This window comes from Enterobacter sp. CPE_E863, assembly GCF_046521465.1.
GTDB lineage: Bacteria > Pseudomonadota > Gammaproteobacteria > Enterobacterales > Enterobacteriaceae > Enterobacter > Enterobacter adelaidei.
In genome coordinates this window covers 47,484-61,428 of record NZ_JBKFZX010000001.1, presented here as the reverse complement: position 1 = coordinate 61,428, position 13,945 = coordinate 47,484, and the positions used below count along the sequence as shown (strand labels likewise).

The following is a 13,945-nucleotide window of genomic DNA, read 5'->3' as shown; positions in this document are numbered from 1 at the left end:
TCTCCCTGTGGGAGAGGGCCAGGGTGAGGGCATCAGACCGCACAATTCCTGATATATCAAAGATGAACCACCACCTCATCCCCCTCTGCTTTCACCACCACACCCCACTCGCTGCCCGCGTGTGAACCGCCCTTCACACCGCTCACCTTCTGCACGTTGCGCAAGCACACCGACCAGTTTTGCGCGTCTCCCGCGCCGGTAAGGGTCACGATTTCGCCCCGACGTGACGCCTTCAGCGTAAACGTCACGGAGCCGTCCGTCGCAGGCACTTCGCTCATCGCCGTTGCGCCGTCATCCAGGTTAAACAGCTGGAAGGCTGTGCCCTCATGCCACGCGTAATCCGGCTTCTGGTTATTATTGCCCAGCGCCAGCAGTGTGTTATCGCGCACATAAACTGGCAGGCTCATAAAATCGTGCTGCTGTTTATGCCAGCGGCTGCCCTGGATTTCATCGTTATGCCACAGATGCGTCCAGCGTCCTTCCGGCAGATAAAACTGCACGTCACCCACTTCGGAGAACACCGGCGCAACCATCATGGAATCCCCCAGCATGTACTGACGGTCAAGATAATCGCACGCCGGATCGTCCGGGAACTCGAGCATCATCGCCCGCAGCATCGGGGTACCGAACTCGCGCGCCAGCGCAGCCTGACGATACAAATACGGCATCATCTGGCATTTCAACTGAGTGAAATGGCGCACCCCGTCGCAGGACTCGTCATCGTACGCCCACGGCACGCGGTAGGATTTGCTGCCGTGCAGGCGACTGTGGCTGGAGAACAGCCCAAACGCGCACCAGCGCTTGTAGACGTGCGCCGGAGCCGTATTTTCGAACCCGCCGATATCGTGGCTCCAGAAGCCAAAGCCAGACAGGCCGATCGACAGCCCACCGCGCAGGCTTTCTGCCATTGATTCATAGTTGGCGTAACAGTCACCACCCCAGTGCACCGGGAACTTCTGCGCACCCACGGACGCTGAACGGGCGAACAGTACAGCCTCGTCTTCGCCGACGGTTTCTTTCAGTACGTTCCACACCAGTTCGTTATAGATGTAGGCGTAGTGGTTGTGCATCTTCTGCGGATCGGAACCGTCGAACCACTGCACGTCGGTCGGGATACGCTCGCCGAAGTCAGTCTTGAAACAATCCACGCCAATATCCCCCAGGCCTTTCAGCTTGTCGGCGTACCATTTGCAGGCTTCCGGGTTGGTGAAGTCATAGATCGCCAGACCCGGCTGCCATTTGTCCCACTGCCACAGGGAGCCATCCGGGCGCTTGAGCAGGTAACCCTTCTCTTTCAGTTCCTGGAAGATTGGGGATTTCTGGCCGATGTACGGGTTGATCCACACGCAAACCTTCAACCCTTTCTCTTTCAGGCGACGGATCATCCCTTCAGGATCCGGGAAGGTCACCGGGTCCCACTCGAAATCGCACCACTGGAAGGCCTTCATCCAGAAGCAGTCGAAGTGGAAGACGTGTAGCGGCAGGTCGCGCTCGACCATACCGTCGATAAAGCTGTTGACCGTGGCTTCGTCGTAGTTAGTAGTGAACGAAGTGGTCAGCCACAGGCCGAACGACCAGGCTGGCGGCAGCGCCGGACGCCCGGTGAACTGCGTATAGCGGTTCAGCACCTCTTTCGGCGTCGGGCCGTCGATCACGAAGTACTCGAGATATTCTCCTTCCACGCTGAACTGCACTTTGGAGACCTTCTCGGAGCCGACTTCAAACGAGACGTTTTCCGGGTGATTCACCAGCACGCCGTAGCCGCGGTTGGTCAGGTAGAACGGGATATTTTTGTAGGACTGCTCGGTGCTGGTGCCGCCGTCGCGGTTCCAGGTTTCGACCGTTTGCCCGTTGCGCACCAGCGCGGTAAAGCGCTCGCCCAGGCCGTAGACCGTTTCCCCCACGCCCAGATCCAGACGCTCAAAAACGTAGCTGCGGTCGGTATTGCTGTCCTGCACGTAGCCGTTGTTTTTCAGCTGGCTGCCGGTAATACGCTGGCCGTTGCGCAGGAAATCCAGCGTCCAGAACTCACCTTTGGTGACGCGTATGCTAACGCTGCCGCTTTTCAGCTCGGCAAATTCCGCATTGTTTTCAATCTCTACCTTCACGTCTTTCAGCATGTTCAGCGGATAGTGCGGGCCGTTATCCAGCGCGCCCTGGAAGTGCTCAATGCGCACCCCGACAATCCCTTCCTGCGGCGCGAACAGGCGAACCGTAAACATCAGGGTATCGAGTTGCCAGGTACGTTCGCGCACGTCGCGCGGCGCCACGTAGACCACCAGGTCGTTGCCCTGCTGCTCCACGTCGAATACCTGAACCGGATACGTCACGTTCAGCCCCGGTTGAATAAGCCAGTTTCCATCACTGATTTTCATCTTATCGTCCTCTTAGTTCTGCAATTCTTTGCTGACCGGCAGGTTCTCAAACGCCTGCTGGTTGCGGCGCGCGCCCTGCGCCAGTTCGCCCAGGATTTTGGTCAGGAAAGGGGTTTTCAGCGTGTAATAGCGTTTGGCGATAATGGCGCTCAGCACGTAGCAGATCGCCGGTGCCAGGGTAAACAGGCCGATAATGATGCTGATGGTCGCGCTGTTCTGGGTTTTGGCTGCCGCGTCGTAGCCGCCGCCTGCCAGCATCCAGCCAATCATCGCCCCGCCCAGCGCAAGGCCTAGCTTCAGCACGAACAGCGTGCCGGCAAAGCTGATGCCGGTGAGGCGTTTGCCGTTGGTCCATTCACCGTAGTCGACGGTATCGGACATCATCACCCACTGAATCGGCGTCACCAGCTGGTGCAGCACGCCGATGACAAAGATAAAGGCGAACATCAGCACGGTGGCATGCATCGGCACGAAGAACATCGCCACGCTGACCACCGCCAGCGCGGCGTTGGTCCACCAGAAGATGCTTACCTTGCACTTCCAGTCGGTGAGCGGTTTGGCAAGCGCGGAGCCAATCAGGTTGCCGACGCAGTAGGTGGTGAGGAACGCGACGAACACCTCAGGCGAACCCATGATCCAGGTGCAGTAGTACATCATCGCCCCGCCGCGCACGCAGACGGCGAGGATGTTGAGGATAGTGAGCACGCCGACGATTCGCCACTGGTCGTTTTGCCAGATGTCGCGCAGGTCTTCCCGCATGGAGGTGGTGCTCGGCGGCACCTGAATGCGCTCTTTGGTGGTGAAGAAGCAAAACGCCAGCATCAGGAACGCGACCACCGACAGCACGGCGATACCGCCCTGGAATCCAAAGGCTTTATCGTCGCCGCCAATCAGGTTTACCAGCGGCATCATCAGCACCGTGGAGAGCATGCCGCCCGCCGTCGCCAGCACAAAGCGCCAGGACTGGAGGGAGATACGCTGCGTCGGGTCGTTGGTGATCACGCCGCCCAGCGCGCAGTAGGGGATGTTGACGACGGTATAGAGCAGGGTCAGCAGGGTGTAAGTAACGGCGGCGTAAACCATTTTACCGTTGAGGCTGAGGTCCGGCGTGGTGTAGGCCAGCACGCAGACGATGCCGAACGGGATGGCACCAAACAAAATCCACGGACGGAACTTGCCCCAGCGGCTGCGGGTGCGGTCGGCAATCAGGCCCATGCACGGGTCGGAGATCGCATCCAGCGCGCGCGCCAGCAGGAACATGGTGCCGACAAACCCGGCGGGAATGCCGAAAATATCGGTGTAGAAAAACATCATGTACAACATGACGTTATCAAAAATGATGTGGCTGGCGGCGTCTCCCATGCCGTAGCCAATCTTCTCTTTTACTGACAATACTTCGCTCATCTTTTTTTATCCTTCACGCTGTAGGGGGCGCTGAGACCGGTTGCATTGGTTTTAAACCATTGTTTCAAAGGCGGGTATTGCGATTTCTGGTTAGCAGATTACGTTTCTTGTTTTTTGTGATCGCGGTAAATGTCCGGGAGAGCGGAGGGCTAACATGAGGATTTTCTTAGGAATTACCTGAAACAGGGGTGTACAGGTCAAAAGAGAGGTGAAAAAAGTGGTGTGGGGTATGTGGTAAATGCCTGAAAGTAGCTATAATGCGCCCCGCCTCCATGTAGCAATCGAGGCGCGGAAGATCGTCATCTCCGGTGAGGTGGCTGGACTTCAAATCCAGTTGGGGACGCCAGCGTTCCCGGGCAGGTTCGACTCCTGTGATCTTCCGCCAAAATTAAATTTGTTATAAGCCTAACTCAAATCGCATTTTGTTAAGGAAGGTGCGAATAAGCAGGTCATTTCTTCCCAAGCTGACTCGCTGATTAAAATTTCGCGGATCTGGGCCGATTTTTTTCCCGCAAACACATCGAATCAGCCTATTTAGGCTATTTTTTCCACCATTTCTGGCGTTATTTCAGGTTTTTACTGAGATCTCTCCCTCTGACGTATCATTTGGTCCACTCGAAACAGGTTGGCCAGGGTGAATAACATCGCCAGTTGGTTATCGTTTTTCAGCAGCCCCTTGTATCTGGCTTTCACGAAGCCGAACTGCCGCTTGATGATGCGAAACGGGTGCTCCACCCTGGCACGGATGCTGGCTTTCATGTATTCGATGTTGATGGCCGTTTTGTTCTTGCGCGGATGCTGCTTCAAGGTTTTTACCCTGCCGGGACGCTCGGCGATCAGCCAGTCCACATCCACCTCGGCCAGCTCCTCGCGCTGTGGCGCTCCTTGGTAGCCGGCATCGGCTGAGACAAATTGCTCCTCTCCATGAAGCAGATTACCCAGCTGATTGAGGTCATGCTCGTTGGCCGCGGTGGTGACTAGGCTGTGGGTCAGGCCACTCTTGGCATCGACACCAATGTGGGCCTTCATGCCAAAGTGCCACTGATTGCCTTTCTTGGTCTGATGCATCTCCGGATCGCGTTGCTGCTCTTTGTTCTTGGTAGAGCTGGGTGCCTCAATGATGGTGGCATCCACCAAAGTGCCTTGGGTCATCATGACGCCTGCTTCGGCCAGCCAGCGATTGATGGTCTTGAACAATTGACGGGCCAGTTGATGCTGCTCGAGCAGGTGGCGGAAATTCATGATGGTGGTGCGATCCGGCAGGGCGCTATCCAGGGATAATCGGGCAAACAGGCGCATGGAGGCGATTTCGTACAGAGCATCTTCCATCGCGCCATCGCTCAGGTTGTACCAATGCTGCATGCAGTGAATGCGTAGCATGGTTTCCAGCGGATAAGGTCGCCGGCCATTACCAGCCTTGGGGTAAAACGGCTCGATGACTTCCACCATGTTTTGCCATGGCAGAATCTGCTCCATGCGGGACAAGAAAATCTCTTTTCTGGTCTGACGGCGCTTACTGCTGAATTCACTGTCGGCGAAGGTAAGTTGATGACTCATGATGAACCCTGTTCCATGGCTCCAGATGACAAACATGATCTCATATCAGGGACTTGTTCGCACCTTCCCTAATCCTTCATGGCAGTTGTTCGGGTAAACCGAACAACTGAGGAACAGTGAATATTGTAGCGGACTGTCCACCCTCACCCTAGCCCTCTCCCAAAGGGAGAGGGAACCGATTGTGCGGTTTGTCCACTCCACCGACCGTGTTAACTCCTAATCTCCATCACCGCATACACCCCGTCCTTCGGTACCACCACGGTGACGTTTTCCACCGGCACGCCCGCCGCGAGGTGAATATCCTGCAGCTGCTGTAACGACCTCGGGTGAATATCCTCCCAGCCGATACCCCGCAGCACAAAGTCAATTTGCGGGCTGCTGATCAACATGTTCGACACAATCACCGCTCCGCCAGGCTTTACCAGCCGCAGCGCGCGCTGGAGGAAAATCACCGCATCGGTATCGTTGAAGTATTCGAAAATCCCCAGTGCATCGACAAGCTCGGCCTGCTGCTCGCCCAGCTCCAGCAGCAGGTCCTCGTTACGTATCAGCGTATGGAGCAGATTGCGCCTGAGCAGCGTAAGCTGTTCGCCCACCACAATGCCTTCCTGCGCCGCCATGGTTTCGGCCCAGCTGAGCGCCACGGGGTCTTTGTCCACCAGCGTGAGAAAAACCTGCTGACCGTCGAGCTTTGCCTCGCGCAGCGCCTCAAGCACCGGAATAGCGGCCCCACTCGCCAGGCTGACCCAGTTGTTCTCACTTTCGTTATGAATGTACTTTTCCACCAGCGCGGCCAGTACTTTGGCACGGGAGCGCACGCCAACCGCATCGTTAGCGTGGATAAACCACTGGCGGCTGTCGCTGTCCATTTTTGTACCGTCAGGCAGACGGTCTTCCAGCGGGTTTTGCACCACAAACAACGCCAGCGCGGAGGGCACCAGTCGCGTTCGCCACGCGGTAAGCGCCGGCCGGTTACGAAAAGCCTGTTCGGAATAACGGTTCTGAGGGACAAGCACGGCCTGCCCGCCTTCTTCGTATTCAATCAGCGGGGGCCGGAGCGCTGGCTCGGCTTTCAGCGCCCGGTCAAGCGCAGCGATCTCACGGGCAGCATCGTCTTTCATCGGCCACTGGTCGCTGACATCGGGAAATGACGCACTGAAAATCGTCATATTTTCCGGCGCGTCGCCGCGAAAAGGCTGCCAGTTCATCTCGTTGTCTCCCGTTACGCTAATAACGAAAGTCTATCCAGGCAGACCAGTAATACCCTACGAAGAAAGCACGATCTTCACTGCTTCACCCACACCAGTTGATCAACACGAAAACCCAAACCGCGCGCGGTATTCAGGTAATCCTGTTTCACGGCATCCGGGATTGTCGGGGTACGCGACAAAATCCACAGGTAATCGCGGTTCGGGCCGCTCACCAGCGCGTACTGGTACTTATCGTCCAGCTTGATCACGTTATAGCCGCCGTAGAACGGGCCGAAGAACGACACCTTCAGCGCCGCCGTGGTCGGTTCACCGGTAAAATACGCTTTGCCTTCGCTCTCATTCCACGTCTTCTTCACCGGGTCATAACCCCGGTTTAGCACGCTAATGCCGTCGTCACTGCGTTTGCCGTAGGTGGCAGTCACCTGCTCCAGCCCGCGTTCAAAGCGGTTTTCCAGGCGAGCGATTTCGTACCATTTGCCGAGATAGCGGCTGGCATCAAAGCCTGAAATGGGCTGTACGCCTTTCGGCGGCGTAGGAGATTTACAGGCGACCAGTGTCAGAGCGATGGCGACACCGGTCACAACAGGCCATACCTTCATGAGAACTCCTTTCATTTGCATGGTTGGACGTTAATTGTAGTGCACCGTTTCGACGCTTCATCCCGTCCGGGAAAATTCGTAGTATATTGAGAATATTCCTCCACTCTGGACACGGGCATGGCTTACTCCATCGGCGAATTCGCCAGACTCAGCGGCATCACCGCCACCACGCTGCGGGCGTGGCAGCGTCGCTATGGTTTACTCAAGCCGCAGCGCACGGATGGCGGTCACCGCCAGTACAGCGATGAAGACGTCCAGCAGGCGCTAAAAATCCTCGACTGGGTAAAAAAAGGGGTCCCGATTGGCCAGGTCAAACCCCTGCTGGAACGCCCGACACCGGGTCGGACCAATAACTGGCAAACCCTGCAACAGAACATGCTGCAACGCCTGCAGGACGGTAAAGTCGAGTCCCTGCGCCAGATGATTTACGATGCCGGACGCGAATACCCTCGGCCAGAGCTGGTCGCGAACGTACTGCGCCCCTTGCGTAGTCAGGTCTCCGCTAACGTCGCTGCTGCCATGACCCTGCGTGAAATCCTCGATGGCATCATCATCGCCTACACCTCGTTTTGTCTCGAGGGAGATAAAAAAGCGCCTGGCGATAATATTCTGCTCAGTGGCTGGCATCTGAATGACCCGTGCGAGATCTGGCTCGAAGCCTTAACGCGCACCGGGCAAGGTCACCGGATCGACATTCTGCCCTCGCCTCCTGCCGCGCTGGCACCGGAAATATTCCCGGATCGTAAATGGCTTCTGGTCACCAGCGGTAAACTCACCGCTGCACGGAAAAAGCAGGTGGAGCAGTGGCAGCAGCAGGTATCGCTTGAAGTGATTATCCTCTGACGATTTTCTCCTGTGGGAATCTTCACGAAAAGTTGAATATTTTTTCGCACCGCAGATGCTAACGTTTTCCTGTGACGAATAACCCAACAGGAAAACACCATGAAAAAAACCGCCCCTTTGCTGATGCTGACCACCCTGGCCTTTGCTCCGGCTGTATTTAGTGCCCCTGTCGGCACGCTGAGTGTACACGTTCTTGACCAGCAAACCGGGATGCCGCCATCCGACGTTACCGTCACGCTGGAAAAACAGCAGCAGGACAAATGGACCCAGGTTGCCAGCGGTAAAACCGACCACGACGGACGTATCAAATCGCTTTATCCGCAGGATCAGGATATGCAGCCTGGCGTGTATAAAGTGACCTTCAAAACCGCAGATTACTTCCACGGCAAAAAGCTGGACTCCTTCTTCCCGGAGATCCCGGTGCTGTTTACCGTGACCCGCACCAACGAAAAACTGCACATCCCACTCCTGCTGAGCCAGTACGGTTACTCGACCTACAAGGGAAGTTAATATTCATTGATTTTAAAGGAATATAAAAAATACTTACGCTAATACTTGGACAAATTACGCATGTTGTGTAAGTTTTAAAGGGAGAATGGGAGGACCACACCATGACAAAAAAACCTGTGCTGGGTATTAGCGGATGTTTGACCGGTTCCGCCGTTCGCTTTGACGGCGGGCATAAACGTATGGGTTTTGTCATGGACGAACTGGCCCAGTGGGTAAGCTTCAAGCCGGTCTGCCCTGAAATGGCGATTGGGCTGCCTACGCCACGCCCTGCCATTCGTTTAACGCTGACAGAAAGCTGTGAAACGCAGCTGCGCTTCAGCAAGCCACCTCATGACAATCTCACGCAGAAAATGGCTGACTTTACGACAGATTATCTGTCGAAAATCGGCGATCTGGCGGGGTTCATTGTCTGTGCAAAATCCCCAAGCTGCGGCATGGAACGCGTGCGGCTGTATGACGAAAACGGCAACCGGGGCCGCAAGGAGGGCGTCGGGCTGTTCACCGCCGCGCTCCTTGAAACCTGGCCGTGGCTGCCCGTGGAAGAGGATGGACGGCTGCACGACCCGGTTCTGCGGGAAAACTTTGTCGAACGTGTTTTTGCCCTGCACGAACTGAACACGCTGCGTAGAAATGGCCTCACGCGCCGCGCGCTGCTGGACTTCCACAGCCGTTACAAACTCCAGCTGCTGGCGCACCATCAGGCGGGTTACCGTGAAATCGGCCCGTTCGTTGCCTCGCTGCACGAGTGGGAAGACCTGGACGCCTTCTTCGTGGCGTACCGGGAAAAGCTGATGACCATCCTGAAAAAACCCGCTTCGCGTAAGAATCACACCAACGTGCTGATGCATATTCAGGGGTATTTTCGTAACCAGCTGAACACCCGCCAGCGAGGCGAGCTGCGCGACGTAATCCTGCACTATCGCAACGGACAGTTGCCTATTCTCGCCCCGATAACGCTGCTGAAGCATTACCTGGCCGAATACCCCGACCGGTATCTGATGACGCAAAACTACTTTGATCCCTATCCTGATGATTTGGGTCTGCGTCTGGCAGTCAAGTGATCATAAAAATGCGAAGGCCCCATTGACCCTTAGAGGCCCAAAGCAGTACCCCGTTTAGACGACATCCTCACTGTCGTCTCTTTTTTGCATTTCATCTCAAAGGCTGTGATTATATACAGGCTTATTCTGCGAAAGGGGCCTGCCTGTGATCAACACCCTGCACATTCAAAACTACCGATCCATCCGCGACATGTCGCTGGAGCTGGAGCAGCTCAATATCGTCTTCGGGCCGAACGGCACCGGAAAATCGAATATCTACAAGGCGATACACCTGATGCACAGCGCCGCGCAGGGGCAGTTTTCCCAGGCGCTGGCGAATGAAGGTGGAATTTTGAAAGTATTCTGGGCAGGCAAAACCCGCAGCGACCAGCTGCGGCGGATGAATCTGGCGGTGGAAACAGAGACCTACGAATACGAGCTGCAGGTCGGGTTTGTGGAGAAGCTGCCCTATCCCTCGCAGTTTCAGCTCGATCCGGTGATCAAAGAAGAGTCCATCTGGCTGAGCGGCCAGCACCGTCGTCCTTCGTCACAGCTGATGAAGCGTAAGAACCAGGCAGTGTTTCTGAACAACGTGCATCACGAGAAAGTGACCCACAGCGGCACGCTGTACGAGAACGAATCGGTATTCGGACAGCTCGGCGAACCGCATCTTTACCCGGAGGTTTCGCAGATGCGCGAGTCCCTGCGTAACTGGCGCTTTTATCATGAGTTTTCCGTCTCATCCGGCTCGGCGATGCGGGCTCCGCAGGTCGGTTTCCGCTCCCCGGTGCTCGCCAGCGATGGCTCAAATCTGGCCGCAGCGTTTCAGACCATTGTCGAGATTGGCGACGAATTGCTGCTGATGCGCATTCTCGACCAGGCATTTCCTGGCTGCGTATTTTACAGCGACAACACCGGCGGACGTTTCCGCATGATGATGCAGCGGGAAGGTCTGAGCAGGCCGCTGGAACCGGCGGAGTTTTCCGACGGCACCCTGCGTTTCCTGTGCCTGGCGGTGGCGCTATTAAGCCCGCGACCGCCAGCGTTTATCGCGTTGAACGAACCGGAAAACAGCCTGCACCCGCAGATGCTGCCAGCCCTGGCGAGCTTAATCGCCGAAGCCAGCCGCTACTCGCAGATCTGGCTCACCAGCCACTCGCCGGAGCTGGCGACGTTAATTGAGAAGCAGCGATCGTTTTCGCTGTATCAGCTGTCGATGGTGGAGGGGGAGACTAGGGTGGAGAGGCTGGGGTAAGCCGCATTCTCTTCCTTTGAAGTCCAGTAAAATGAAATTTTCATTTTTTCTCTTTCACCTGCAGGGACTGCCCCCCTCCAATGATGAACCCTGCGCCTACAGAGATTTTGAGCGCAGTAATCAAGTCGCTCCACTTGAAATCAAAATCATTAAGGAAGAGATACGAGGCATCTGCAATTAGCAGACGGCCTGCAGCCATAGTGATAAAGAGACCTGACATCCAGAGTAATACCAGTAATAAGAAAAGTTTTAGTCGCGGATTAATCATCATTTTGAATAATCGTCCACCATTCCTTTCGTAATATTTAGTACTCACCATTTGCCGTACGTCGAGATACGTATAGACCTCTTCTCAGCGCTTACATTGAATATTGTCTATCTCGACTACCTGACGATTGCCACGATTGCCACGATTGCCACGATTGCCACGATTGAAGCAATAACATTTGTACTGGCATCCGTTTAATCTCCAACCATAAAAACCACATGACTGATAATTAATTTAACTACAATCAAAACTCGAGAGGAAAAATCAAACATCAATAAAATAAGTAGACCACACTTTACAACAACCTAACGGTTTTTGCAAAAGCACCTTTTATATTAATATTATTAATTATAGCTCATTAAAAATTGCACTTAGCAAATAATTTCGTACAGTTGGACTTGATATCCATCTAACAAGCTTAGCGAAATTTCCGGAAAAATTTGATTGAGTGGCTTCTGCTGCCTACACAACTTTATCTTTTCACTCGCTGGGTTACAAAATTCCTTTGTGTAACAGATAGTTATTCATCGCTAATAATTATCTGGATATTGCTACCATCAGGAATATCTCGAACCTGCAATGCAATATTTGCTCTTATTTTCAATGATTCATGTGAGGTACACATGTATAGATTGCTAAGTTCATATAATCCGCCTGCTATAAATGGGATTTTTGGTACTAAACGACATCCTGGAGGAATGGGACCATTAATCAATTGCCATGAATGTGCCAAAGGATAACCAGTTATAACCCTATAATCTGATAGAATTAACTTAATCCACTCATTTATGGTATTAGCTAATTTATCTACATTTGCCGTTTCTGGATCGAAATAATAAACACCATCATCTTTTAAACAAAATTGTCCACCAAAGATATCCTCTGCAAAATACAATGCATCTAAAGCCATATCTTCATAAGCGGAAATCCATAACTCCTTTTCATTCCAGTCCAGCAACCCTATCTCTTTATCTGTCGTTTCATAAGGGAAAACGTGTAATGCTGACTCAAAACCATAAAACCCATTTTTTTCCCTCAACAACTCATCTAATTGAGCTGCGATTGGTGAGTTGAACAATACAGAGCAATCCTTAACCGATTGATTTGATGATAATTCATCACCACTAATAGATAGTAATTTTTTCATAAAAGTACTCATTTCTTAATATCCCCATCTGTCTTTATAGTTACAGATGTACCATCTGGTAAATTTCGGCATTGTGCACCAATACAAGCACCAGCACCACGATTATCAGAAGGTGTGATGGGCCTAACCGAAGCGCCGGTGCCACCTTCTTTAAACATTGCCGGCGGATATTCATCTCTATCCATACCTTTCACTGGGGGTGTATCCTTTAATGACTCCCGCCGTCTCTGAGCTGCACCGCCACGATCAATAGTTAAAATAGCTGGCTGCCCTGCAGCCTGAGCATCTTCAATATGCTTAGCAGATTCGGGGTACTTCGATTCATTAATAATTATTACCTTACCTCCGGCCCCCTGGACGATACCATCATCATCTACCACCCCCATTTTCAGAGGATTAATTGGATAAACTTTTAATGGGAAATTGCCGTGTTCTTTCTCAATTTTCTCTTCATCATGGCCAGGACTCAGCGTGTTATTCTCAACCGTCGTCTTGCCCGCCTGAGCCGCTGCTACCGCGTTCGCGCTGCTGTCTCCGACAAGCCCGCCAGCCAGACCAGAGGCCAGTGTCGCCAGCGCTGATACCGTCTGTTTATCTTCCTCGCTCAGTTCGCTGACCGGTTTGCCAAAACCATCAACCGCAATCTTACCGGCCAGCTTGTCTACCGCAATTTTACCGACAAGCTCACCCACCGCCGCACCCGCTGCAGCGGACGCCGCATCTCTGCCGGAAGCCGCTGCAAGCGCGGCGTTGACGACCGCATGGGCCAGCACACGTCCCTTAAGGTCCGTATCCGGAATGGCATTCGCGATGGCATTGGCAATATACGGCGCGGAAGCGCCCGCAATCGCGGCTTTAATGTCTCCACCTGCCAGCGCCTGAACCGCTGCCGTTGCTGCCGTGATGGCCCGCTGGGTGCTCTGCCCCGAACCCATACCAGACTGGTTAAACGCTTCGTTATAGAAGGTCTGGTACATCTGGTCATGAATCGCCTGCTCGGTAATCTCTTTACCGTCTTTTTTCAGCTGACTGATGGCGGCGTTACGCGCATCGCCGCCAGCGGTTTTCATCTTCTCGTTGGCCGCTTCCGTGGCCGCAATCTTGCCGTTGGTGCGCGCAATATCCGCAACCTGATTGCCGATATCGCCAATCATCTGCGCGGTTTGCAGGCGTTTCTGCTCTTTCTCTTTGTTAAAGATCGGGCCGATGCTGCCGTTGGCATGGTCAGTGTCACGGCTGAGCGTGCTGACGTCCTGCTTCTGGTTAGCCTGGTCGCGAACAATGATAGCACCATCGGCTACCGCTGACTGCGTCGTCCCTTCAGCATGGCCGCTGCCGCTAAAGCTGATACGTATCCTTGACCACGCCTTCCCCGGCTGCGCGTTTTACAGAGACAACACCGGCGGAGTTCTTCGACGGCACCCTGCGCTTTCTGTACCTGGCGGTGGCGCTCTTAAGCCCACGTCCACCGGCATTTATCGCGTTGAACGAACCGAAAAACAGCCTGCACCCGCAGATGCTGCCCGCGCTGACGAGCTTAATCGCTGAGGCAAGCCGCTAACCTGGGTGCCATCGAGCACGGTGAGTTCGCCGAGTAATGAACACCACCCTCGGCCCGCACCGGGGGTTTTTATTTTAACGCGGGGGGCGGGGCATCGCTCTGACCGGGTGGTTTTGTCATACCGTTGGCATGACGGTAATGACAAAACATTTCCTGTCCGGTTGATAACTGCTTT

At 54.1% G+C, this 13,945-nt stretch carries 11 protein-coding genes, 1 tRNA gene and 3 pseudogenes; 6 read left to right on the top strand and 9 right to left on the bottom strand.

Translation table 11 applies throughout. The annotated features are described in order from the left end of the window. Positions 1 to 56: 56 nt before the first annotated feature. Entirely contained in the window at positions 57 to 2,375 is a 2,319-nt protein-coding gene (yicI, locus tag ACLHV8_RS00330; protein WP_208595158.1) for an alpha-xylosidase, read from the bottom strand. A 12-nt stretch (positions 2,376 to 2,387) separates the two neighbouring features. Continuing rightward, a complete protein-coding gene (locus ACLHV8_RS00325; protein ID WP_208595159.1) occupies positions 2,388 to 3,779 on the bottom strand; it encodes a glycoside-pentoside-hexuronide family transporter in 1,392 nt (463 codons plus the stop codon). Positions 3,780 to 4,069: 290 nt separating this feature from the next. On the opposite strand from ACLHV8_RS00325, the gene ACLHV8_RS00320 reads away from it, so the two are divergent. Then, positions 4,070 to 4,164: transfer RNA gene (locus tag ACLHV8_RS00320), tRNA-Sec, on the top strand. Positions 4,165 to 4,176: 12 nt separating this feature from the next. Here the strand turns inward: ACLHV8_RS00320 and ACLHV8_RS00315 are convergent. The 4 genes and pseudogenes from ACLHV8_RS00315 to ACLHV8_RS00300 form a co-directional block, all read right to left on the bottom strand. Continuing rightward, positions 4,177 to 4,419, bottom strand: a pseudogene (locus ACLHV8_RS00315) (hypothetical protein). Beyond that, positions 4,356 to 5,336: an IS5-like element IS5 family transposase gene (locus ACLHV8_RS00310; protein WP_032636617.1), complete on the bottom strand. Its 981-nt coding sequence runs from the start codon at positions 5,334 to 5,336 to the stop codon at positions 4,356 to 4,358. The pseudogene ACLHV8_RS00315 and the gene ACLHV8_RS00310 overlap by 64 nt, the downstream one beginning before the upstream one ends. A gap of 209 nt (positions 5,337 to 5,545) precedes the next feature. Continuing rightward, positions 5,546 to 6,544 (bottom strand): class I SAM-dependent methyltransferase, encoded by a 999-nt coding sequence (locus ACLHV8_RS00305; RefSeq protein WP_134708645.1) that lies wholly within the window; start codon positions 6,542 to 6,544, stop codon positions 5,546 to 5,548. Between the two features lie 77 nt (positions 6,545 to 6,621). Continuing rightward, complete coding sequence (locus ACLHV8_RS00300; protein ID WP_028017827.1) at positions 6,622 to 7,146, bottom strand: lipocalin family protein; 525 nt, start codon at positions 7,144 to 7,146, stop codon at positions 6,622 to 6,624. Between the two features lie 117 nt (positions 7,147 to 7,263). On the opposite strand from ACLHV8_RS00300, the gene ACLHV8_RS00295 reads away from it, so the two are divergent. From ACLHV8_RS00295 to ACLHV8_RS00280, 4 genes are all read left to right on the top strand, one after another. Further along, positions 7,264 to 7,989 carry a MerR family transcriptional regulator gene (locus ACLHV8_RS00295; RefSeq protein ID WP_028017826.1) on the top strand — a complete coding sequence of 242 codons (726 nt, stop codon included), beginning with the start codon at positions 7,264 to 7,266 and terminating at the stop codon, positions 7,987 to 7,989. A 99-nt stretch (positions 7,990 to 8,088) separates the two neighbouring features. Then, the gene (gene uraH / locus ACLHV8_RS00290) at positions 8,089 to 8,499 is read left to right on the top strand and encodes a hydroxyisourate hydrolase (RefSeq protein WP_028017825.1); all 411 of its coding nucleotides are present in this window, start codon (positions 8,089 to 8,091) and stop codon (positions 8,497 to 8,499) included. Between the two features lie 101 nt (positions 8,500 to 8,600). Beyond that, positions 8,601 to 9,560, top strand: a complete 960-nt coding sequence (locus tag ACLHV8_RS00285) for a YbgA family protein (RefSeq protein ID WP_108089309.1) — start codon at positions 8,601 to 8,603, stop codon at positions 9,558 to 9,560. 145 nt (positions 9,561 to 9,705) lie between these two features. After that, positions 9,706 to 10,794, top strand: coding sequence for an AAA family ATPase (locus ACLHV8_RS00280; protein ID WP_208595322.1), 1,089 nt, complete (start codon positions 9,706 to 9,708; stop codon positions 10,792 to 10,794). Positions 10,795 to 10,834: 40 nt separating this feature from the next. Here the strand turns inward: ACLHV8_RS00280 and ACLHV8_RS00275 are convergent, their stop codons facing one another. The 3 genes and pseudogenes from ACLHV8_RS00275 to ACLHV8_RS00265 form a co-directional block, all read right to left on the bottom strand. After that, complete coding sequence (locus ACLHV8_RS00275) at positions 10,835 to 11,065, bottom strand: hypothetical protein (RefSeq protein WP_208595321.1); 231 nt, start codon at positions 11,063 to 11,065, stop codon at positions 10,835 to 10,837. 517 nt (positions 11,066 to 11,582) lie between these two features. Then, the gene (locus ACLHV8_RS00270; RefSeq protein WP_208595320.1) at positions 11,583 to 12,209 is read right to left on the bottom strand and encodes an SMI1/KNR4 family protein; all 627 of its coding nucleotides are present in this window, start codon (positions 12,207 to 12,209) and stop codon (positions 11,583 to 11,585) included. A gap of 443 nt (positions 12,210 to 12,652) precedes the next feature. Then, positions 12,653 to 13,549 (bottom strand): annotated as a pseudogene (locus ACLHV8_RS00265) (VENN motif pre-toxin domain-containing protein); the annotation flags it as partial. Between ACLHV8_RS00265 and ACLHV8_RS00260 the strand changes: the two are divergent. Then, positions 13,548 to 13,767, top strand: a pseudogene (locus ACLHV8_RS00260) (AAA family ATPase); the annotation flags it as partial. The pseudogenes ACLHV8_RS00265 and ACLHV8_RS00260 overlap by 2 nt on opposite strands. Positions 13,768 to 13,945 lie beyond the last annotated feature (178 nt).